The sequence below is a fragment of the Erwinia sp. ErVv1 genome (assembly GCF_900068895.1).
Classification (GTDB): Bacteria; Pseudomonadota; Gammaproteobacteria; order Enterobacterales; family Enterobacteriaceae; genus Erwinia.
Window position 1 is genome coordinate 90,357 of record NZ_CDPK01000004.1, and the last position, 20,457, is coordinate 110,813.

At 57.2% G+C, this 20,457-nt stretch carries 19 protein-coding genes and 1 pseudogene; 13 read left to right on the top strand and 7 right to left on the bottom strand.

Annotated elements, in window-relative coordinates; genetic code table 11:
• The first annotated feature begins 1 nt into the window (after position 1).
• The 4 genes from A1830_RS07475 to A1830_RS07490 are packed head-to-tail and all read left to right on the top strand — an operon-like array spanning position 2 to position 4,031.
• On the top strand, positions 2 to 460 hold the full coding sequence (locus tag A1830_RS07475) for a GlcG/HbpS family heme-binding protein (RefSeq protein WP_067703951.1): 459 nt from the start codon (positions 2 to 4) through the stop codon (positions 458 to 460).
• 31 nt (positions 461 to 491) lie between these two features.
• Positions 492 to 1,103: a sugar dehydrogenase complex small subunit gene (locus A1830_RS07480; protein WP_067703954.1), complete on the top strand. Its 612-nt coding sequence runs from the start codon at positions 492 to 494 to the stop codon at positions 1,101 to 1,103.
• Positions 1,096 to 2,709 (top strand): GMC family oxidoreductase, encoded by a 1,614-nt coding sequence (locus A1830_RS07485; protein WP_067703957.1) that lies wholly within the window; start codon positions 1,096 to 1,098, stop codon positions 2,707 to 2,709. The genes A1830_RS07480 and A1830_RS07485 overlap by 8 nt, the downstream gene beginning before the upstream one ends.
• A 23-nt stretch (positions 2,710 to 2,732) precedes the next feature.
• Positions 2,733 to 4,031, top strand: a complete 1,299-nt coding sequence (locus A1830_RS07490) for a c-type cytochrome (RefSeq protein WP_231877595.1) — start codon at positions 2,733 to 2,735, stop codon at positions 4,029 to 4,031.
• Here A1830_RS07490 and A1830_RS07495 read toward each other — a convergent pair.
• Entirely contained in the window at positions 4,009 to 4,263 is a 255-nt protein-coding gene (locus A1830_RS07495) for a hypothetical protein (protein ID WP_156484960.1), read from the bottom strand. The two genes, A1830_RS07490 and A1830_RS07495, sit on opposite strands and share 23 nt — an antisense overlap.
• Entirely contained in the window at positions 4,247 to 5,566 is a 1,320-nt protein-coding gene (locus A1830_RS07500; RefSeq protein WP_067703966.1) for a gluconate:H+ symporter, read from the bottom strand. The genes A1830_RS07495 and A1830_RS07500 overlap by 17 nt, the downstream gene beginning before the upstream one ends.
• A gap of 177 nt (positions 5,567 to 5,743) precedes the next feature.
• Between A1830_RS07500 and A1830_RS07505 the strand changes: the two genes are divergently transcribed.
• Positions 5,744 to 7,753, top strand: coding sequence for an NADPH-dependent 2,4-dienoyl-CoA reductase (locus tag A1830_RS07505; RefSeq protein WP_067703969.1), 2,010 nt, complete (start codon positions 5,744 to 5,746; stop codon positions 7,751 to 7,753).
• Between the two features lie 83 nt (positions 7,754 to 7,836).
• On the opposite strand, the gene A1830_RS07510 is transcribed toward A1830_RS07505, so the two are convergent.
• Positions 7,837 to 8,649: a 5'-nucleotidase, lipoprotein e(P4) family gene (locus A1830_RS07510; RefSeq protein ID WP_156484961.1), complete on the bottom strand. Its 813-nt coding sequence runs from the start codon at positions 8,647 to 8,649 to the stop codon at positions 7,837 to 7,839.
• 123 nt (positions 8,650 to 8,772) lie between these two features.
• Between A1830_RS07510 and A1830_RS07515 the strand changes: the two genes are divergently transcribed.
• Positions 8,773 to 9,492 (top strand): purine nucleoside phosphorylase YfiH/LACC1 family protein, encoded by a 720-nt coding sequence (locus tag A1830_RS07515; RefSeq protein WP_067703971.1) that lies wholly within the window; start codon positions 8,773 to 8,775, stop codon positions 9,490 to 9,492.
• A 13-nt stretch (positions 9,493 to 9,505) separates the two neighbouring features.
• On the opposite strand, the gene rlmG is transcribed toward A1830_RS07515, so the two are convergent.
• On the bottom strand, positions 9,506 to 10,633 hold the full coding sequence (gene rlmG, locus A1830_RS07520) for a 23S rRNA (guanine(1835)-N(2))-methyltransferase RlmG (protein ID WP_067703974.1): 1,128 nt from the start codon (positions 10,631 to 10,633) through the stop codon (positions 9,506 to 9,508).
• A gap of 81 nt (positions 10,634 to 10,714) precedes the next feature.
• On the opposite strand from rlmG, the gene A1830_RS07525 reads away from it, so the two are divergent.
• The 4 genes from A1830_RS07525 to A1830_RS07535 all read left to right on the top strand — a co-directional run bounded on the left by A1830_RS07525 (position 10,715) and on the right by A1830_RS07535 (position 13,074).
• A complete protein-coding gene (locus A1830_RS07525; protein ID WP_067703977.1) occupies positions 10,715 to 11,215 on the top strand; it encodes a M48 metallopeptidase family protein in 501 nt (166 codons plus the stop codon).
• Positions 11,216 to 11,248: 33 nt separating this feature from the next.
• Positions 11,249 to 11,443, top strand: a complete 195-nt coding sequence (locus A1830_RS22560; RefSeq protein ID WP_156484962.1) for a hypothetical protein — start codon at positions 11,249 to 11,251, stop codon at positions 11,441 to 11,443.
• A 348-nt stretch (positions 11,444 to 11,791) separates the two neighbouring features.
• On the top strand, positions 11,792 to 12,199 hold the full coding sequence (locus A1830_RS07530; protein ID WP_067703980.1) for a YsnF/AvaK domain-containing protein: 408 nt from the start codon (positions 11,792 to 11,794) through the stop codon (positions 12,197 to 12,199).
• A 26-nt stretch (positions 12,200 to 12,225) separates the two neighbouring features.
• Positions 12,226 to 13,074, top strand: coding sequence for a YsnF/AvaK domain-containing protein (locus A1830_RS07535; RefSeq protein WP_067703983.1), 849 nt, complete (start codon positions 12,226 to 12,228; stop codon positions 13,072 to 13,074).
• A 320-nt stretch (positions 13,075 to 13,394) separates the two neighbouring features.
• Here A1830_RS07535 and A1830_RS23245 read toward each other — a convergent pair.
• Positions 13,395 to 13,586: pseudogene (locus A1830_RS23245) on the bottom strand (NAD(P)-dependent dehydrogenase); the annotation flags it as partial.
• A gap of 498 nt (positions 13,587 to 14,084) precedes the next feature.
• Here A1830_RS23245 and A1830_RS07540 point away from each other — a divergent pair.
• Positions 14,085 to 14,591: a ferritin-like domain-containing protein gene (locus A1830_RS07540; protein ID WP_067703986.1), complete on the top strand. Its 507-nt coding sequence runs from the start codon at positions 14,085 to 14,087 to the stop codon at positions 14,589 to 14,591.
• 110 nt (positions 14,592 to 14,701) lie between these two features.
• Here the strand turns inward: A1830_RS07540 and A1830_RS07545 are convergent, their stop codons facing one another.
• On the bottom strand, positions 14,702 to 15,475 hold the full coding sequence (locus A1830_RS07545) for a YdcF family protein (protein ID WP_067703989.1): 774 nt from the start codon (positions 15,473 to 15,475) through the stop codon (positions 14,702 to 14,704).
• Between the two features lie 246 nt (positions 15,476 to 15,721).
• A complete protein-coding gene (locus A1830_RS07550) occupies positions 15,722 to 17,437 on the bottom strand; it encodes a chloride channel protein (RefSeq protein ID WP_067703992.1) in 1,716 nt (571 codons plus the stop codon).
• A gap of 366 nt (positions 17,438 to 17,803) precedes the next feature.
• On the opposite strand from A1830_RS07550, the gene A1830_RS07555 reads away from it, so the two are divergent.
• Both A1830_RS07555 and sstT read left to right on the top strand, forming a co-directional pair.
• Complete coding sequence (locus A1830_RS07555) at positions 17,804 to 18,769, top strand: TerC family protein (protein WP_067703995.1); 966 nt, start codon at positions 17,804 to 17,806, stop codon at positions 18,767 to 18,769.
• Between the two features lie 151 nt (positions 18,770 to 18,920).
• A complete protein-coding gene (gene sstT, locus A1830_RS07560; protein ID WP_067704639.1) occupies positions 18,921 to 20,156 on the top strand; it encodes a serine/threonine transporter SstT in 1,236 nt (411 codons plus the stop codon).
• The last annotated feature ends 301 nt before the right edge of the window (positions 20,157 to 20,457 follow it).

A 20,457-nucleotide genomic window follows, 5' to 3' on the forward strand; every position in this document is an offset into this window, starting at 1 on the left:
GATGAAAAAGCATTTACTTGCCGCCATCCTGCTGATGGCAGCAGCGGGCGGTAGTCAGGCAGCCTCCGCACCGGATCTTAATGCAGACCGGGCCTGGCAGGTGATCGCACAGGTGAAATCCACGCTGGCAGCGGCGCACAGTACCGGCTGTGTCGCCGTGGTTGATGGCGATGGCCTGCTGCTGGCCTTTCAGCGGCTCGATGGCGCACCGCCCGGCTGCGTTGAAGCCTCGCTGGGCAAGGCGCGCACCTCGGCCCTTTATCACACGCCGTCGCTGAAAATGATGCAGCGTCTGCAAAAAGGGGAAACCACCGTGCTGGCGATCCCGCAGGCGGTGGCGCTTGGCGGCGGTTACCCCCTCTCTCTTAAAGGTGATGTTGTCGGCGCCGTTGGCGTCAGTACACCCCAACAGGAACTGGATAATCAGGCGTCGGAATCCGCAGCCCGTTCGCTGCACTGACCCGGACAACATGTACTTAAGGACTCATCCCATGCCCCTTACACGTCGTCGACTTCTGGCCAGCTCAGCGGGACTGCTGGCTGCCGGTGTCCTGACCCGGTGGTTACCGGGCGGCGCCGTTAACGCTGCTGCCCCGCAGGCGCAGGCCTTTCTGTTACCGGATAATTTTCTCCTGCTTTCCCGGCAGCTAACCGGGACCACCAGCCCCGACCCGCTGCTGGCGCAGCGGCTTCACCGCTGGCTACATACCACGGTTGAAGACCTTGACTACAACGTTGACCGCCTCACCGCGCTGCTGGCGAAGGAGCACGGGCAGACGCTACCCGCGTCTCTTCCCCCTGACCTTCAGGCACTGGCCCATATGATTATCTCCGGCTGGTATCTCGGCGTGGTCGGGAGTGAGCACCCTCGCTGCATCGGCTTTGAAAATATAGTCAGCTATCAGCTGGTCAGGGACACCCTTCTTCCGCCCAGCTATGCCCCGGGCGCGCCCAATTTCTGGACGCAGCCCCCGGCAGAAGGAAGCCAGGTGGGCGGACTGCCCCTCGCCGCGAATGCTAATACGCCCGCGCAGGCGATCGTCGCCGATAAAGGTTACCCGGCTGCCCGTCAGCACATGACAAAGGAGAGTCTGCATGGCTGAATCATTAAGCGCAGATGTGGTCGTGATTGGTGCCGGTATAGCGGGTTCGCTGGCGGCGCTGAAAATGGTGAAGGCGGGTGCTTCGGTGCTGATGCTGGAGTCCGGCCCTGAGATCAAAAGGGATCAGGCGGTGGAGTACTTCCGCAACTCCCCGTTTAAAGGCGACTTTACCGAGCCTTATCCGCCCGAGCCCTGGGCGCCGCAGCCCAAGTTTATCCCGGTGGATAATGAGTATCTGATCCAGAAAGGCCCTGATCCCTATCGCGCGCAGTATCTGCGCGGGATCGGCGGCACCACCTGGCACTGGGCCGGACAGGCGTTTCGCCTGCTGCCGAACGACATGCGCCTGCACTCGCTGTACGGCGTGGGCCGCGACTGGCCCATCAGCTATCAGCAGCTCGAGCCCTGGTACTGCGAGGCCGAATATCAGATGGGCGTCTCCGGTGACGCAGATCTCTCCTCGCCGCGCTCCCGCCCCTACCCGCTGCCCGGCATCCCGCTGCCCTACGGCTTTGAGCGGCTCAAACAGCGTCTTGCTCCGTTGGGCTATGAGGTGGGTATTGGCCCGCAGGCCCGCAACAGTCAGCCTTATGATGGCCGCCCCGCCTGCTGCGGTAATAACAACTGTATGCCCATCTGCCCGATTGATGCGCAGTACCACGGCGGCATCTCGGCGCGCAAAGCCCTTGATGCGGGCGTGCGGGTCGTTGCCAACGCGGTGGTGTACCGCATCGAATCCGATCCGCAGGGGCGGATCCAGGCGGTGCATTATCTCGACCGCAACCGGGAGAGCCACCGCGTCACCGGCCGGTGCTTTGTGCTGACCGCTAACGGCCTGGAAAGCCCGAAAATTCTGCTGCTCTCCACCAGCTCGCACCATCCGCAGGGTATTGCTAATCGCTCTGGCATGGTCGGACGCAACCTGATGGATCACCCCGGATCGTCGGTGGAGTTCTATGCTGATGAACCGGTCTGGTTTGGCCGCGGCCCGATGCGACCGGGGAGTATCAATAACCTGCGCGAAGGCGCGTTTCGCCGCACGCGATCGGCAGTGCGCATTGACTTTGCGAACACCTCGCCGGTGCGCTATCTGACCGAGCGTCTGGTGCGTCAGGGCTTCTATGGTAAAGCCCTGAACGAGAAGCTGCGCTGGCAGGCAGAGCGCTTCGTCCTGCTGAAGTCGCTGCTGGAAATGCTGCCGGAGCCGGACAACCGCGTCACGCTCAGTCAAACGAAGAAAGATGCCTGGGGCATTCCAAAGCTGGAGGTTTACTACCGCTTTCCGCAGTACGTGCATCGCGGCTATGACCAGGCCGCCGCTGATTTTAAACGCATCGTGGCGCAGATGGGTGGCCGCGACGCCGCATTCAGTCCGCGCGGCGTGTACGACAACAACCAGCATATTACCGGCACGATGATCATGGGCAACGATCCTGAGAACTCGGTGGTCAATGCGGAGTGTCGTGCGCACGATCATCCCAACCTGTTTATTGCCGGTACCGGGATCATGCCCTCCTGCGCCACGGTCAACTCTACCCTGACCGGCACCGCGCTGGCGCTTATGATGGCGGACAACGTGTTGAAAACGCTCAGAGGTGCCGGATGAGATTGCCCTTTTTACCTCTCCTTATGCTTTTCTCCCTGCTGTTAAGCCTTCAGGCGCAGGCGGACGAGGCGCAAATTGCGCGCGGGGCGTACCTGGCCACCGCATCTGACTGCCTGGCCTGCCATACCGCGACCCACGGCAAGCCGCTGGGTGGCGGCTTTGCGGTGAGTACGCCGTTTGGGCAGATTTACGGCAGCAATATCTCCTCAGACCCGGAGTACGGCATTGGCGGCTGGAGCGAAGATCAGTTTGTCGCGGCGGTCCGCGAGGGCGTGGCGCCAAACGGCCGACAGCTGTATCCGGCCATGCCCTATGATGCATTCCGTAAAATGCGCCGCGAGGATGTGCTGGCGATCCGCGCCTGGATCCTCTCGCAGCCCGGCGTTCACCAGCCCTCACCGCAAACGCATCTGCCCTTTCCCTTTAATCAGCGCTGGGGACTGCGCGTCTGGAAGTGGTTTAACCTCGATCGCGGTGAATTGCAGCCGGATCCGACGCGGAGCGCAGCGTGGAATAATGGCCGCTATCTGGTGGAGGCGCTGGCACACTGCGGCACCTGTCACACCCCGCGAACGCTCACCTTAGGCATGGATAACGATCGTCCGCTGGCGGGCGGCGATCTCGGCGGCTGGATCGCCTGGAATATTACGCCGGATCGCAATGCGGGCATCGGTGACTGGACGGAGGATCAGCTGGTTCAGTATCTCAAAACCGGCTATGTGGCCGGCCGCGCCAGCGCATCTGGCCCGATGGCCGAGGCGATCGAGCACAGTATGCAGCATCTGCCGGAGCAGGATCTGCGCGATATCGCTGACTATCTGCGCTCGGTAAAACCGGAGGGGGATAAGACGCAAACCCGGCCACGCAGCGAGTGGGGACAGCCCGACTGGCAGGTGATGGGGCTGCGCGGGGCCAGCGAGCAGCAGCGCCTGGCGCAGCCGGGCGCGGTGCTGTATGCCGGTAACTGCGCCAGCTGCCACGGCGCGCAGGGCAGCGGTTCGGGCAGCGGCTTTGGAGCCTACCCTTCGCTTTATCACCATACCACCACCGGCGCGTCCGACAGCCGGAATGTCGTATCGGTGATCTTAAATGGCGTGCGGCGGCATACGTCACAGGGTGAGATCCTGATGCCCGCCTTTGCCTCTGAGCTGAGCGATCGGCAGATAGCGGATATCAGTAACTACGTCAGCCTGCGCTTCGGCAATCCGGCAGCGGCAAAGGTCAGCGAAAAGCAGGTCGCCGCCTGCCGTAAGGGATCAAAACTGCCCGCGCCGCCGGTTTACAGTGAGGGTACTCTGATTAACCGTAGCCAACGACCTTAAAGCCCTCGTCTGTGCCCGGCTCAGTGAAATAACGCATTATCAGGTTGAACTGCTCATCCGCTGCTGGATAATCAGGCAAGGCCGCCGCATCAGAGGCGTGCAGGCGGGATTGCCAGACTTCATCAGGAACGTTGAGTGCGAAGTTAATCATCGTGAAGCCATCATCCATATGCACGATCTGCTGGAGAATGCCGGGCGTTGTGCGATATAGGGCATTAATGAACAATCGCATTAATAATCAGTACGCCGGCCAAACCCAGGAAGGAGATCAATGTTTCCATCACCGTCCAGGTTTTTAGCGTTTCGACCAGGGTAAGATTGAAATAGCCCTTAAACAGCCAGAAGCCCGGATCGTTGACGTGAGAGGCAATCACGCTGCCGGATCCCACCGCCAGCACCATCAGCGCCGGATCGGTGTGGGTGATCGCCACGATCGGCGTAACGATACCGGCGGTGGTGATCGCCGCGACCGTCGCCGACCCCAGCGCCACGCGTAGCATCGCCGCGACCGTCCAGCACATCAGCAGCGGCGACAGCGACGACCCCTTCATCAGGTTGGCAATGTAGTCGCCTACGCCGCTGTCCACCAGCACCTGCTTAAAGGCCCCGCCCCCGGCGATAATGAACACGATCATGGCGATGGCCGCGATCGAACTGCCGCAGATATCCATCACCTCCTCCATTTTACGACCGTTGCGCAGCCCCAGCGTCAGCACGGCGACCACCACCGAGATAAACAGCGCCACCGCCGGATTACCGACAAACTCAAAGAACTGCCGCAGCGCATTCTCTTTCGGCATCGTCAGCTCGCAAATAGCCGCCAGCGCCATCAGGATCACCGGGATCACCGCCGCAAAAATGCTGGTCCAGAAGCCCGGCATTTCATGCTCTTCAAAGATTTTCGGGTTAAACAGCCCTTCCGGCGGGCTGTGCTCAAAGCTTTTAAGAAAGCGTGAGAAGAGCGGCCCGGCAATAATCACCGTCGGCAGCGTAATGATCAGCCCGTACAGCAGCGTGGTGCCGATGTTGGCACCAAATATCGTGGCGATAGCCGTGGGGCCGGGATGCGGCGGCAGAAAGCAGTGGGTGACCGAAAGCGCCGCCACCATCGGCACGCCAACGTAGAGCAGCGGCAGCTGGGCCGCCGCCACAATGGTAAACACCAGCGGCAGCAGCAGCACAAATCCCACCTCATAAAACATCGCCAGCCCGACGATCAGCCCGGTGACCACCAGCGCCCACTGCAGGCGCGCTTTGCCGAAGGCTGCAATCAGCGTAGTGGCCACGCGCTGTGCGGCACCGGTGTCCGATACCAGCCTGCCGAGCATGGCACCGAACCCCAGTATTAATGCCAGGCTGCCGAGCGTGCCCCCGACGCCTTTCTGGATCGAAGCGATGACCGCCAGCGGCGTCATGCCCTCCGCCACCCCGACCACGGCAGAAACAAAAATGAGTGCAATAAAGCCATTCACTTTGAAGACGATCATCAGTACCAGCAGCAGGATCACACCAAGCACAATAAAAGTAATGGGCATCGTAGTTCCCTGAAAGAGTTAGCATTGGATAGTTAAGGTGTAGTCTCCTGCGGCTTCGTCTGCCCTCTTCCATGTTGAATTGTTGGGCGCGCATCACACTCCGGTTAACGGGTTGTTGCGTACAACCTTTTCACCGCTAGAGTTAACTCATCCGACCACTTACTCTCAGGGGGGCCTGTGAGCGTTTCACTCTTTTCTCCGCTGGATCTGGGCTTTACCCAGTTAAAAAACCGCATTCTGATGGGGTCCATGCATACCGGACTGGAAGAGCATGCGGATGGGCCGCGCCGTCTGGCGGCATTCTATGCCGATCGCGCGGCCGCTGGCGTGGCACTGATCGTCACCGGCGGCATCGCCCCCTCACCGGAGGGGGTGGTGATGCCGGGTGCGGCGATCCTGAATCATGCTGACCAGCTGGCGCAACACCGCCCGGTCACGGAGGCCGTCCACCGTGCCGGGGGGAAAATTGCGCTACAGATCCTGCACGCCGGGCGCTACAGCTATCAGCCTTCGCTGGTGGCCCCTTCTGACCTTCAGGCCCCTATCAACCCCTTCCGGCCTGCGGCGCTGAATCATGATGATATTCTGGCGTTGATGGGTGACTTTGCCCGCTGCGCCGCGCTGGCGAAGGAGGCGGGCTACGACGGCGTTGAAATCATGGGCTCCGAGGGCTACCTGATTAATCAGTTCCTGGCGGCGCGGACGAATCAGCGCAGCGATGAATGGGGCGGTGACAATCGCCGCCGGATGCGCTTTGCCGTCGAGATTGTCCGCGCGGTGCGCGAGGCGACGGGACGCGAATTTATTATTATTTATCGCCTGTCGATGCTGGATCTGGTGGAGGGCGGTAACAGTCTGCCGCAGACGGTACAGCTGGCCCAGGCGATTGAAAAAGCAGGTGCCACGATGATCAATACCGGTATCGGCTGGCATGAAGCCCGTATTCCTACCATCGCCACGTCGGTTCCGCGCGCCGCTTTCGGCTGGGTCACCAAACTGCTGCGTCAGCACGTTAGCGTGCCGCTGATCGCCACCAACCGCATTAATCATCCCGCCGTGGCGCAGGCCCTGCTGGATGACGACTGTGCCGATATGGTTTCTATGGCGCGCCCTCTGCTGGCCGACGCGCAGTGGGTCAGTAAGGCGCAGCAGGGTCGCAGCGATGAAATCAATACCTGCATTGGCTGCAACCAGGCCTGTCTGGATCAGATTTTTGCAGGCAACGTCACCTCCTGCCTGGTGAACCCCCGCGCCTGCCACGAAACCGACATGCCGGTGACGTCGGCTACGCGAGTGAAAACGCTGGCGGTGGTCGGCGCAGGCCCGGCGGGACTGGCCTTTGCGGTCAATGCCGCCGTACGCGGCCATCGGGTAACGCTGTTCGACAGTGCGCCGGTGATCGGCGGCCAGTTCGATATTGCCAGACAGATCCCCGGCAAGGAGGAATTTGCCGAAACGCTACGCTACTACCAGCGTCAGCTGACCCTCACCGGCGTCACGCTGCGCCTTAATCAGACGGCGACCAGCGGGATGCTGATGGATTTTGATGAGGTGGTGCTGGCCAGCGGGGTGGTACCGCGCACGCCGCAGATCCCCGGCATCGACCATCCTTCGGTGCTGAGCTATTTGCAGGTTCTGCGCGATAAAACGCCGGTAGGCCAGCGCGTTGCTATTATCGGCGCGGGGGGAATTGGCTTTGACACCGCAGAGTATCTGAGCCAGCACGGCCAGTCCGTCAGTCTGGACGTGGCGGCCTTCTGCCAGCAGTGGGGGATCGACCAGACGCTACAGCAGCCCGGCGGGCTGACTGCGCCACGCCCTTCCCCCTCCAGCCGTCAGATCTGGCTGTTGCAGCGTAAAACCGGCAGGCCGGGAGCAACCCTGGGTAAAACCACCGGCTGGATCCATAAAGCGACCCTGCATATGCACGGCGTCGCGATGTGGGGCGGCGTGCAGTACCTGAAGATTGACGACGACGGTCTGCATATTCTGCGTGACGGGCAGCCCGAGGTACTGGCTGTTGATAACGTGGTGATCTGTGCCGGACAGGAGCCTTATCGGCCGCTGGCCAGCGAACTGCGGGCGAGGGGGAAGACGCTGCACGTCATTGGCGGGGCAGACGTGGCGCTGGAGCTGGATGCCCGCCGGGCGATTGCCCAGGCTACCGCGCTGGCGCTGAGTATATAGTCGGTCGAGGTTGAGTTTACCGGGGGGTGAGGCTGAGTATACCGGTGGGTGATAAAGCCCGGACGCGGCCCGGGCCCTCTCTTTTATTTCCCGCTCCACGCCTTGAGGTTCGCGTCGCGCGTTTGCAGCTTTTGCTGCGGCGTCAGTTGGTTATAACCCTGCCCCAGCCCGCTTTCCCAGTCGCCGTAAAGCGGGTTCGGCAGAATAATAAACTGGGTGCCAAACAGGCGATGGTTTTGATTCACAAAGGCGCGGCGCTGGGCGTTACCCTGGTGGTAAGTGGCGGCGCCGTAGTCGTTAAGGTTATCGCCGATATAAAGCACCACGTTGTAACCTTCCGCCCGGATGGCGTCAAACCGCGCCTGCTTGTTGGAGCTGTCGGTTTTCAGCCTTAGCGTTTTGTCATTTACGCCGGTAAAGCCCAGCCGCTTCAGATTATCTGCCGTGGCAGCGGCGTCCTGACCGTCGCGGTTTGAGACGTAAAACATGGTGCCGCCGTGGCTGTTAACGTAGTTGGCAAACGCTACCGCGCCCGGTATCGCCGTCGCCTGACGCGCCTGAGTCCACGCAGACCAGGTTTTATCGCTAAACGGCTGGTTGGCCTTTACCTGCCAGGCGCTGTAGGCGCTGTTATCAATCATCGTTTCATCCAGATCGACGATTACCGCTTTTGGCTTACCGGTCAGTGAAGCGGAATGGTCAAAGGCGAGCGTGGCAAAGTTAAACGCCTGCCAGGCCAGCGCCTGGTACTCTCCCGACTGCTGGAACCAGTTCAAAGCCATCACCGACTGCTGATTAAGTTGATTGGCGGCATCCTGCTGGTGGCTGGCGCAGCCGGACAGCGTCAGGGCGACCAGCACGGCGGCCCCGGTTAAACCTGTTCTGTTAATCTTCATTCTCACTGGCGTTTCCCTGTCTGAAAGTTTTAGAAGGAGGGGTGAAATAACGCCTTAAAATGTCGCATTTCCCGCATAATGTGAAGAGATTGTTCTCCTGCTGGCTACCGATAAGGAAACCCTATGACCCCTGTCTGGCACTCACCGCTGCTGTCGTCCTTCGACTGGCTCGATCACGCCTTCCTGCCCGCCGGAGAGCGGCCTCGCGCGGATGCCATCTACAATCACCAGCGTCATACCGCCGTGGTGGTGCCCGACAGCGACGCGCTGCCGGTAAAAAGCCGCGAAGCGGATGCGCTGATCGCCACCGGAGCGCGTCCGGTCGCCGTTTACACCGCCGACTGCCTGCCCATTCTGATTGCCGATACCCGCCAGCGCCAGGTTGCCGCCGTACACGCGGGTCTGAATGGCGCGCTAAAGGGCGTGCTGATCAACACTCTTCGTCGCCTGTGTGAACAGGGCGCCACGCCGGAAAGTCTGTTTATAGCGATTGGCCCGGCCATCGGCCCCTGCTGCTATGAGCTGGGAGAAGACCTGATTGCCCGCACGGCGGAGGAAAACCCGCACGGGCTTGCACCGCTGCTGCCCTTCTCCCCTCAGCAGCCCACCAACCCCCACGCGCGGCGCGCTCAGGCCGCAGGGACCACCCAGGGGGTCTGGTTTGACCTGCCGCTGCTGGCAAAACGTATGGCGATGCGCGAAGGCGTGCCGGAAGCGCAGATCGAGACAAGTCGGATCTGCACCTACTGTATGGCGGAAGAGCAGGCGAGCTATCGCCGCAATAGCCACTTTAATCATGGCTATGAGCAGCGATTTTCGTGGATCTCACGGCGTCAGGCGTAAGGAAACGCCGGATTTAGCGAAGCTTAACCGAACGCAGTATGACGAATTTCTGATGTGAGGCGACGGTGGTGCAGTTGCCGAACAGCTTTTTCATCTTGCGGTAGTAGTCCAGGTGACGATTACCGACCACGCGCAGTTCACCGCCGTACTGCAGGCAGCGACGGGCGTCGCGAAACATCTGCCAGGCAATATGATCGGTCAGGGTGTTCTGCTGGTGAAACGGCGGATTGCACAGCACCGCATGCAGACGGTCGGAGGGGAATCCGGCCAGCGCATTATTGACGGCAAAATGGCTGCGGGCCAGGTCGTCCGGGCGGTTGGTGGCGACGTTCAGCTGACTTGAGGCAACTGCCATATAGGATTCATCAATAAAATGCATCTCAGCCGCCGGATTCTGCGCCAGCGCCGTCAGGCCAATGACACCATTACCGCAGCCGAGGTCAACCATCTCACCCTCAACGTTTTCCGGCAAATGCGCCATAAAGAAACGCGCACCCACGTCCAGGCCGCTGCGGGCAAAGACGTTAGCGTGGTTGTGAATCTGATAGTCGGTGCCCTCCAGCGGCCATACGTAGGTTGCGGGCCCTTCGGCCAGCGTCGGCAGGTCTGGCGTACAGAAGACCAGCCGCGCTTTTTTTACTGCCAGCGAGGTGGTGGTTGGCCCCAGCACGCGCTCAAACAGCTGTAGGGTCGAGGTATGAATATCCTTCGCTCTGGCTGCGGCAATCACCTGCGTGTCAGGGGTGACCACGCTGCGCAGGGCGCGTAGCTGCTGCTCCAGCAGGGCCAGCGTCCTGGGGATTTTAATCAGCACGCGGGCGGGCGCGGCAGGCAGGGGGGACAGACTGTCCAGCAGGCGCACTTCGCCTTCGTCCATCCCGTTCAGCGAGAGATTTTGCCGCGTCGCCTGCTGGCTGATATAAGAATCGCTGACGCTGTACAGGTCTTCGCCCTGCAGGGCGCAGGCCAGCGTTCCGAAGGTATCGTTAAACAGGATGGTGGGGCCACCGATCGCTGAGTTTTCAAGGTGTTTCAGCAGATATTCATCTGCGGCGTCCCAGGCCTGCAGCGGACTCTCTTCGCGCATCTGGGGAAAACGATGCAGCGTCAGCGTGCGGTGGCTCAGTTCGAGTTGGCTCATGGGATCTCCGGCGTGGTAAAATTCCCGCGATTTATCCCCTAAAACGGGCCGACAGTAAACGTTTTTCTTGCAGGAGCAGGCATGTCATTGATTTATCTTCAGGGGTATCCCGAGTCGCTGCTGGCACAGGTTCGCCAGCTGATCGATGAGCAGCGGCTGGGTGACGTGCTGCGCAAGCGCTATCCTGAGGGGCACAATATCACCAGCGATCGCGCACTCTATGACTATGCGCTGACGCTAAAAACGCAGGCACTACGTAACGCGCCCCCGCTCAATAAGGTGATTTACGACAGTAAAATAAAGGTGATGAAGCATGCGCTTGGGCTGCATACCGCCATTTCACGGGTTCAGGGCGGGAAGTTAAAGGCTAAGGCCGAGATTCGCGTCGCCACCATCTTTAAGCAGGCACCCGAGGCTTTCCTGCGAATGATCGTGGTTCACGAGCTGGCACATATAAAAGAGAAGGATCATAACAAGAGTTTCTACCAGCTCTGCTGTCATATGGAGCCGCAGTATCACCAGCTGGAGTTTGACACGCGGCTATGGCTGACCGAACAGGCGCTGCGTGGCCGGGAGAGCTAAATAGCTGTTCTAAAGAGTGCTACAGGTGGAGCCATGCAGCTAAGCAGACCGTCGGGCGCATGGCTGCGCGAGCCGAGGCTTCATGGACGGATTCAGGCTTTCGGCGTTGTGCAGGGTGCAACCGGGGTACACTACAGCGTTGATCGAAATTGCGTGCTGCTATTTTTCAAGGGCGCGCTACCCGGATCGTCGATAATCCTGGATTTAAGCCATCCCGCGACGCGATAACTCTTATATTATATGGTACTACCAGGCTCATAAATAAAGCCGAATTTCGCCCTATAATCCGCTTAAGCACTTTATCAACTAACCTTAAATAAATTTTTTCATAATTATCTTTGGGACATTAATTTATCAGAATCATTCAGTTAGGCGACATAAAATAAGAGCATTCCTAAGCGATGCGCTAATTTAATACCAATTACAAGTTGTTACATTTGAAAGACCAATTAAACTCGCGCCATGCGCATTACTTGCTAAAGTTAAAAGCGTGCAGGACGTTATACCGAAGCGGTGAATTAAATACGCGTTCAGCCCGATGGCAAATTTTTAAATATTCTCACTAAGGTTAACCATATGGGAAATAAAAACGAGCCGCTGGATGAATACGCTGAAGGCGTAGATAAAATGCAGCTGGCTGAAGAGCAGGTTAACATCTCTAAAGAACGCAGCGTCGACGCGAGGTACCGCATACATCGCACGACACACGTCAATGAAGAGTTACTTGAAGCCGAGCTGTCTCACGATGAAGTCGACATTCGACATGTTGCCATTAATCAGGTGCTGGGTGAAAACGATTCACCGCAGGTTCGTCAGGATGGGGATGTGCTTATTATTCCCGTCATTGAGGAACAGGTAGAAATTGTCCGTCGAAACGTGCTTAAGGAAGAAATTCATATCCACAAGCGCAGCAAAACCGAAAATTTCAGGCAGAGCATTACTCTGCGTAATCAGGAAGTCACTATCGAGAAAGAAGAAACCTGATTTAATTAATCTACGAGGATCCATTTATGTCACATGAAAAAATCGTAACCGCATTCAACCAACTTCAACAGGCAGAAGCGGCGAAAGAAAAATTGATCGTCGAAGGTATTGCTGAAAAAAATATCGATATTATTTCAGGTAAAAGATTACAGGTCGAAGACAAAGAGATTCGCCACCCAAGCTTCTGGCAGCGTCTGTTCGGTACCGATGTCGATGATAACTATGCCACCGAGTACAGCAAAGCGCTGCGTTCCGGCGGCGTTCTGCTTACGGTAAAAGTCCCTAAAGACCAGGCCGACCATATTGAACATGAACTGAGCGCCTTTGCAGCCGACTACTCTTCGCTGTCCACCCACCGTGGCGCGCTGACCGGCGGCGAATTTGCCGGAGAGACCAATGACCTTGGTACGACCCCAGGCTCGCTCTCTTCCACTGCTCAGCCCCCTGTCGCCACGCCAGCAGGTAAAGGTCTTGAAACCGACCGCGATGCGCTGAAGCTTGCGGAAGAAGAAGTGGCAATTGGTAAGCGTCAGGTCAGCGATGGTTCCGTTCGCCTTCGCCGTTACACGGTAGAAGATGAAGTGGCAGAAGACGTTTCACTGTACGATCAGCACGCTGAAGTTTTCCGTCGCGCAGTCGATGAACCTGCCTACCTGAACGACGTTGACTGGTCCGATAAAACCATCGAGGTTGAAGAGTCTCATGAGATCCCAACCATCGAGAAGACCACGCGTGTGAAAGAGGAAGTCGGTCTTCGCGGTGAAGAAACTGCCCGTACCGAAACCGTTAAGGACAGCGTGCGTCGTCAGGAAGTGGAAGTTGAGCACGATAAAGAAACGCGTCTTAACACCCCGCCCGTTGATAAGAAGTTCTAAGCAGCCTCTCCCCGCGTCCGTTGCGGGGAAGTGAAGACTTATGAACGCGGTGCGCAGCTTCCGTCTGGGAGCGCGCACCGTTACGCATTATACTCCCCTCCCACTCTCCTTGCTTCCGCGGGCGTTCCCTGCCCACAACCTGCCCTGCCTTTATAAAGCCGCAGCAAAATTTCAACATGCGTTTTGCCAGCTCCTGTGGCTTCTGGGTGGGAATAAGGTGTCCGGCCCCTTCTGTCTCTTCCTGACGACCTGCTTCAGGCCATGCACGCCAGGGCCCGTATGCTCTGGTCAGGATGTTCTGTCATAGAATTAACAGCGTAGCCGGTGATGGTGGCTTTCTTCCCGGCCAGCAGGCCAGAGCCTTTGTAAGACTCTTCACCATGGTCGGGCCGGGGCTGCATCTTGTTTGTACTGCCAGGCCATGACTGCTGCTGTTCTGGTAGAGGGGTTGAGGGCGATCTGTTCCAGACATACTTTTCTCCTCTGCAACCGGCATAGTGCCAGTCTTTAATAAACCACTGAACGATATTTTCGTTTAATTCATCATCACGCTGTGAATAACTCCTGTTTTCAGGGAGTCATACGGACTTTTTGTATTCACAGCGGAAAATGATCGTAGTAAAAAATAGCGAAGCGGTGCCGTTCCTGTTTATATTCAGCAGAATTCAAACCTTTACTTACAATTCGTTGTAGCCGGAGGCCACGTCACGCATACAGGGTATAAATTTATCCCTTCGCCTCGCTACGTGCAGCCACGTGTGCGACGGTCTGCATAACACATGGCTCGAATCTGTAGCGCTATTTAGAAGCACGGTTACCCCTGTTGTTGACTCACGCCGACAGAAGTCGTCTCAATATCGCATTTATTTTTATTTCTTCCCTGCACGCTCCAGTTATGGCCTACCCTTTAAATAGATATTTAAAGTCGTTTTTCTCTGAAAGGTTTTTTTTAAAACGCATCTATGGCAATCGTACGTTCTGGCGCGCCATGACACATTAAGAGGTCCAAGATGACACATCAGGAAAACTACCTGGCCTGGGTTAAAGACGCCCATGCAATGGAAAAGCAGGCAGAAAGCATGCTTGAAAAAATGGCCGGACGACTGGAGCACTACCCGGATTTAAAGGCACGCATTAAACAGCATATTGAGGAGACGCGGCAGCAGCAGGTGCTGGTGCAGTCGGTTATTGATCGCTTTGACACCTCCCACTCGACGCTTAAGGATGCGGTCGGGAAGCTGTCGGCATTCGGCCAGGCAATGGGCGGCATGCTGGCCGATGATGAAGTGGTAAAGGGCGCGATCAGCGGCTATGTTTTTGAAAATCTTGAGATAGCCAGCTATACCTCGCTCATTGCGGCGGCCGAACTGGTTGGCGATCGCGAAGGCGCACGTATTTTTGCACAAATTCGCGAGGAAGAAGTCGCCATGGCCGACTGGGCACTTAAGCATCTGCCGGACGTGACCGAACAGTTTATGGTTCGCTCAGCCGCACCGGGCGTTGAAGCTAAAAAATAAGCCGCTGTATGGACGCAGGGCCTTTGCCTGGCATCGGCCCTGATTCGATAAAGCAGGCGTAAGCATTAAGCCTGCCGCAACGGATATGCATCGTTATGCGTCCGAACGGCTTATTCTTTATATAAATCATGCTCTCTCAACAGTTTACGGTGGAAGTGCTGCAGTGTCATTCCGCCAGGCTCAGAGTAGCCAACAATGTTGCGAATCGCTTTGTTAAGGGCACGCATCTCATCGTTGATCACTGACCTCCTGTTTTGCTCGAGATAGCGCATCTCCTCAGGTTTTTTGCTCATGGCAGTGGTGAGGCCAATATGCTGAGGAAGCACCTTACGAAACAGACAGTGCGCGCGCGGAGCATGATAACAAGAGGTCACAACCAGAACAGAGTGGCTGTGGTCTGCGAAGATATCCGCGGAGAAGATCGCATTGCCCAGGGTATCTCTCGCCCTGCTTTCCGCGACGATGAGTGAGGGTGAAATACCTCTTTCCAGAAGTTTTTCTTCCATATAGCCACTCTCTGAAAAGCTGCCGTTAAACCCACCGGTAATCACTATCCGTGAGAACTTATTATTTTCGGCATATTCCATGGCCGTATTAAGCCTTGAGTCGAGACGTGATTTTAGCGTGCCTAATATCACCATAGTATCGTAATGAGGCGCTGATTGCCGACCGCCTATTTCATTATGATTTTCGATAAAGTCATTAAACAGCGTTTCCATTTCCGATATTTTATTTTTACAGTATCCGATTTTTTCCTGCAGGAATTTCTTTCTCATTTCTGTTAAATCGGGAGAATGGCACAGTTCATATCCCCGTTGTGAATAAAGCGCATTGGCATAGCCAACCGCCAGAGTGCCGTCATAAACACAATCAAAACCGCCCATAAGAAGAGCCTCTTTTTATAGCGATGCAGGAAACGGCGGAGCGTACAGGAGTGATGTATCCTTCAACTGCTTATGAAGTAACGATAAAAATTCACCTCCCGAAAGAGAGCGCGATCATTCTTTTCAGCAAAGTTTAGCCTGTTTCACGGATGTGCGAGAACCCTGTTGATTGTTTAAGCAATAAAAAGGAGCCAAATTCCCTGTGACAGCCCACAGCGATCCCCTGCCCGCCGGTTATCAGCAGGCCTAAAGAAACGCCTCAGCCTTCTGGATCAGGCTGGTTTTGGTCAGCGCACCGAGGTATTTCCGTTCCTGTGGATTATTCAGCACCGGCAGCCGTTCCAGCGTCACTCTGGCAAACGCCTCCCATCCCTGGGTAATGGTCTGGTTTTCATAAACGGTAGGAAAGCTGGCATCCACTACGCAGCTAACCGGTGACTCCAGCGTGATCTCTTTATCCAGAACCTTATGGGAAATATCGTGAATAGAGACGGCCCCCATAAATTGCCCGCTGTCATTGATAACATAGACAAATCGCTCACGCTTTAGCGTGCTGACTGCCAGCGCTTTGCCCACCGAATCTCCAGGCTTTAGCGCCGCGCCGGAGACGATAAACTGCGAGATAATCCCGTTGTCGAAATCGAACTTCGCATCCGAACGGCTGAAGTGGTTCTTAACCACCGGATAGGTGCTATTAACCTGTAGCCGGTAAGCCGTCATGGTCGCCAGCACACAGGCGATCATCGTCGGGAACAGCAGGCTGCTGTTGAGGGTCATCTCCAGCACCATCAGCATCGCCATCAGAGGAGCCTGACTCACTGAGGCCAGCACCGCCCCCATGCCGACGGCGGCAAAGACCACCGGATCGCTGACCGGAAAACCCGCCAGACGCGCCAGCATCGCCACCAGCACGCCAAGCACCGCGCCCGTTAACAGCGACGGGGTAAACAGACCGCCCACGGCGTTAGACCCGACCGATATGGCAGTTGCGAGCATCTTCAGCACCAGCAAAATCACCAGCCCCTTGATCATAAAGCCACCGGCCATGATCGCCACAATCACTTCATAGCCATTACCGAGAATGGCCGGGGTGGCTATCGCCATCGCCCCAACAATCAGCCCGCCCAGCCCCAGCCGCAGCGGCAGGCTTGTCACACGACTGAAGCGCTGTCGACTCTGCTGGATGAGCCAGATCATCCCGCCGCCCACCAGCCCGGCCAGCAAGCCTACCGCGACGGTCAGCAGCATATTCCCCGGCGTCAGGTCAAACTGAGCGTGGGAGAAAGGATAGATGGCGGAGCGATAGCCCAGCGCCCAGAGCGTGAGTACCGCCACGCCTGAGGAGATGATCAGCGGGATAAGCCGCTGTAGCGCCGAGATGCCAAACGCGATCTCCGCCACGAAAATAGCCGACGCCAGCGGCGCATGATAAACCGAAGAGAGGCCAGCGGCGGCGGCCATCGCCACAACGTCACTGTTTCTTAACGCCAGACGCGGAAAGCAGAAGCGCCCCATCAGGCTGCCAATAAGCGCCGAGAGCTGGACCATCGGCCCCTCTTTACCGATGGAGGCGCCGCTGCCGATGCTGGCTATCGAGGAGAGCGCGCGGAACAGCGACGTTTTCGTGGGTACGGCATCCAGCCTGGCATTGATCACTTCCAGGTAATCGGTGCGCACCGTTTCTTTTTTCTCAATGGCCGTGGCGTAGCGCAGGAAGAACCCGGCTATCAGGCCGCCGCCGCCCACAATCAGCGGCCAGAAGTAAGCCGGATACACGGCAATCGCCTGGGTGACATCCTGTTTACTGCCAAACAGCAGCGAGTTAATGATTTCAATGACCAGCCTGAAGCCCAGCGTCACCAGCGTGGCGGCAAAACCCACCGGGATGGCGACCAGAATACTGGTCCAGTTCAGAGCGTGTCTGTTGCCCGTCTTAAGTGCATGTCTGCTGCCCGTCGTCATGAGTCTCGTTTATCCCCGGCTCCGCTTTCAGCCCTTATCGTGGGAGAGGTGGCGGCAAAAATCAAACTCTCATCGGATCGCTGCGCCTGCCAGCGCCGCCGTTGGCTCTGTAAATATGTCTAAATATGACTGAAGAGTATTGACCTTTCGGTCGCGCTTCCTTATCGTCTGCCTCAGCAAAGGGGAGTAACTTCATTGCCGGCTAATCGTCAATACGGTGCGTAAGCACCCGGTTACCGGGCATCCAGGATCCCATCCTGTGTTGTAAGTGAGACCTTGCCGTAAGGCGAGGTTTGCATACAGCAAAAATACTGTGGCTGACGTCGTCCAACGTTGGCCATTTTATTTTGTACAGGATACCGCGCTATGCACACCACGGGTACACCGCTTCTCTGGGGCTGCTTTGCCGCCATCGTATTGATTATGCTTGCCATCGACCTGTTCCTCCAGGGCCGACGCGGCGCACAAACCATGACCTTCAAACAGGCAGCCGTCTGGTCACTTATCTGGGTGACCGTATCGCTGTTATTCAGCGCTGCGCTTTGGGCCTACCTGCAGGCCACCGCAGGACCTGAGGTGGCACATCGCCAGACCCTGGCTTTTCTCACCGGCTACGTGCTGGAAAAAGCGCTGGCCGTGGATAACGTCTTCGTCTGGCTGATGCTTTTCAGCTATTTCGCCATTCCCCCCGCATTGCAGCGGCGAGTGTTGATTTACGGGGTGCTTGGCGCGATCGTCCTGCGCACCCTGCTGATTTTCGCCGGAAGCTGGCTGGTGACCGAGTTTAGCTGGGTGCTTTATCTCTTCGGCGTCTTCCTGCTGTTTACCGGGGTTAAGATGGCTATTCCGGGGGGAGAGGACGAAAAACCGGCGGGAGACAAGCCGCTGATTCGCTGGCTGCGTGGCCACCTGCGCATGACGGAGGGGCTGGAGGGCGAGAAGTTCTTTATTCGTCGCAATGGATTACTGTTTGCCACACCGCTGCTGCTGGCATTAATCATGGTTGAGATTAGCGATGTGATCTTCGCCGCAGACAGCATTCCGGCCATTTTCGCGGTCACCACCGACCCCTTTATCGTGCTGACCTCCAACCTTTTCGCCATTCTGGGCCTCCGCGCTATGTATTTCCTGCTCGCAAGCGTGGCGGAGCGCTTTTCCATGCTGAAGTATGGCCTGGCGGTGGTGCTGATATTTATCGGTATCAAAATGCTGATCGTCGATTTCTACCACATTCCGGTGGCGGCCTCGCTGGCGACGGTTGGCGGGATTCTGGCGGTGACGCTGCTGATCAACGCCTGGGTTAACCAGCGCAACCGTCGCAAAGCTGGATAATCACCCGGCGTGGCAGGATCACTTTTCACTTCCCCTGCCATGACATTTCCTTATACTCCTCAGCGCAAACACGAGAATGCCGCTATGTTCAGCGCAGACGACGCTGACGCGCATCAGGATCACACTACTAAGCTGGTTGTTGAATATGAATATGGGAAAAGAACGCGCGGGGTTACTCCAGCGCCTGATGCAGGGAAGCCTGGTTACACAGATTATGATTGGCCTGTTCGCTGGAATGGCGCTGGCGTGGTTTTCGAAGGAGAATGCGCTGGCCGTGGGTCTGTTTGGCGAGCTGTTCGTTAGCGCACTCAAGGCCGTCGCCCCCATCCTGGTGATGGTGCTGGTGATCGCCTCGATTGCGAACCATCAGCAGGGGCAAAAAACCAATATCCGCCCCATTATTGTGCTTTATCTGCTGAGCACTTTCTTCGCCGCCGTCGTGGCGGTCGTCTTTAGCCATCTGTTTCCACAGACGCTCACGCTGGCTGACCAGGGACAGACCATCGCCCCGCCTTCCGGCATTCTTGCCGTGCTGCACAGCCTGCTGATGAGCATGGTGGCTAATCCCATTGATGCACTTATGCACGCTAACTATATCGGCATTCTGGTCTGGGCCATCGGTCTGGGCTTTGCCTTTCGCCACAGCAGCGATACCACGCGCGCCTTTCTTAACGATGCGTCAGAAGCGGTTACCGGGCTGGTACGTATCGTTATCCGTTTTGCGCCGCTGGGGATTTTTGGCCTGGTGGCCTCAATCCTTGCCTCGACCGGCTTTGCCGCACTGTGGGATTATGCCCACCTGCTGGCGCTGCTGTTGGGCTGTATGGTACTGATGGCGCTGGTGTTTAATCCGCTCCTGGTATGGTGGAAAATCCGGCGCAATCCTTATCCTCTGGTATTTACCTGCCTGCGCGAAAGCGGGGTGACCGCATTCTTCACCCGCAGCTCGGCGGCCAATATTCCGGTGAATATGGCCCTGGCGAAAAGGCTACAGCTGGATGAGGACACCTATTCCGTTTCTATTCCCATAGGGGCGAATATCAGCATGGCTGGCGCCTCCATCACCATTACCGTGCTGACGCTGGCAGCGGTCCATACGCTGGGGATCCACGTTGATAGCGGAACGGCCATTCTGCTTAGCCTGGTCGCGTCGATTTGTGCCTGTGGCGCATCTGGCGTGGCGGGGGGGTCTCTGCTGCTGATCCCGGTGGCCTGCAATATGTTCGGTATTCCTAATGATGTCGCCATGCAGGTGGTGGCCGTTGGCTTCATTATTGGCGTGCTACAGGATTCTGCCGAAACGGCGCTGAACTCCTCCGCCGATATTCTGTTTACCGCCGCCGCCTGTATGGCAGAAGATCGTCGGGAACAGCAAAAGAGCCTTTAATCTCGCCAGCGCGGTCGGGTATCTGTCCCGACCGCTTCACCTCTTTCGCGTCAACGTAGCAGCAGCCACGTAAGAGACTCTTCTTAAGTGTCAGTCTGTGTAAAGCGCCTTTCCGCTCACCGCCCACCCCTGTAAAACATTCTGGCAGAGAGTTTCTGCTGTCTCACCTGTCGGGATTTTGTTACATTTAGCGGCATTTTCTTACCGTCAGGCAGGAACGCAATACCTCATCCCCTTGCCAGATTTCGGAGATTAACGCCTTTGTTCAGCGCAGTTCTGCACTCAATATTATAATAATAAA

Bases quoted from the DNA above. Each gene is read 5' to 3' on its own strand.
- A1830_RS07475 (WP_067703951.1), top strand. From the start codon at position 2: ATGAAAAAGCATTTACTTGCCGCCATCCTGCTGATGGCAGCAGCGGGC.
- A1830_RS07480 (WP_067703954.1), top strand. From the start codon at position 492: ATGCCCCTTACACGTCGTCGACTTCTGGCCAGCTCAGCGGGACTGCTG.
- A1830_RS07485 (WP_067703957.1), top strand. From the start codon at position 1,096: ATGGCTGAATCATTAAGCGCAGATGTGGTCGTGATTGGTGCCGGTATA.
- A1830_RS07490 (WP_231877595.1), top strand. From the start codon at position 2,733: ATGCTTTTCTCCCTGCTGTTAAGCCTTCAGGCGCAGGCGGACGAGGCG.
- A1830_RS07495 (WP_156484960.1), bottom strand. From the start codon at position 4,263: ATGCGATTGTTCATTAATGCCCTATATCGCACAACGCCCGGCATTCTC.
- A1830_RS07500 (WP_067703966.1), bottom strand. From the start codon at position 5,566: ATGCCCATTACTTTTATTGTGCTTGGTGTGATCCTGCTGCTGGTACTG.
- A1830_RS07510 (WP_156484961.1), bottom strand. From the start codon at position 8,649: ATGAAGATTAACAGAACAGGTTTAACCGGGGCCGCCGTGCTGGTCGCC.
- A1830_RS07515 (WP_067703971.1), top strand. From the start codon at position 8,773: ATGACCCCTGTCTGGCACTCACCGCTGCTGTCGTCCTTCGACTGGCTC.
- rlmG (WP_067703974.1), bottom strand. From the start codon at position 10,633: ATGAGCCAACTCGAACTGAGCCACCGCACGCTGACGCTGCATCGTTTT.
- A1830_RS07525 (WP_067703977.1), top strand. From the start codon at position 10,715: ATGTCATTGATTTATCTTCAGGGGTATCCCGAGTCGCTGCTGGCACAG.
- A1830_RS22560 (WP_156484962.1), top strand. From the start codon at position 11,249: ATGCAGCTAAGCAGACCGTCGGGCGCATGGCTGCGCGAGCCGAGGCTT.
- A1830_RS07530 (WP_067703980.1), top strand. From the start codon at position 11,792: ATGGGAAATAAAAACGAGCCGCTGGATGAATACGCTGAAGGCGTAGAT.
- A1830_RS07535 (WP_067703983.1), top strand. From the start codon at position 12,226: ATGTCACATGAAAAAATCGTAACCGCATTCAACCAACTTCAACAGGCA.
- A1830_RS07540 (WP_067703986.1), top strand. From the start codon at position 14,085: ATGACACATCAGGAAAACTACCTGGCCTGGGTTAAAGACGCCCATGCA.
- A1830_RS07545 (WP_067703989.1), bottom strand. From the start codon at position 15,475: ATGGGCGGTTTTGATTGTGTTTATGACGGCACTCTGGCGGTTGGCTAT.
- A1830_RS07550 (WP_067703992.1), bottom strand. From the start codon at position 17,437: ATGACGACGGGCAGCAGACATGCACTTAAGACGGGCAACAGACACGCT.
- A1830_RS07555 (WP_067703995.1), top strand. From the start codon at position 17,804: ATGCACACCACGGGTACACCGCTTCTCTGGGGCTGCTTTGCCGCCATC.
- sstT (WP_067704639.1), top strand. From the start codon at position 18,921: ATGGGAAAAGAACGCGCGGGGTTACTCCAGCGCCTGATGCAGGGAAGC.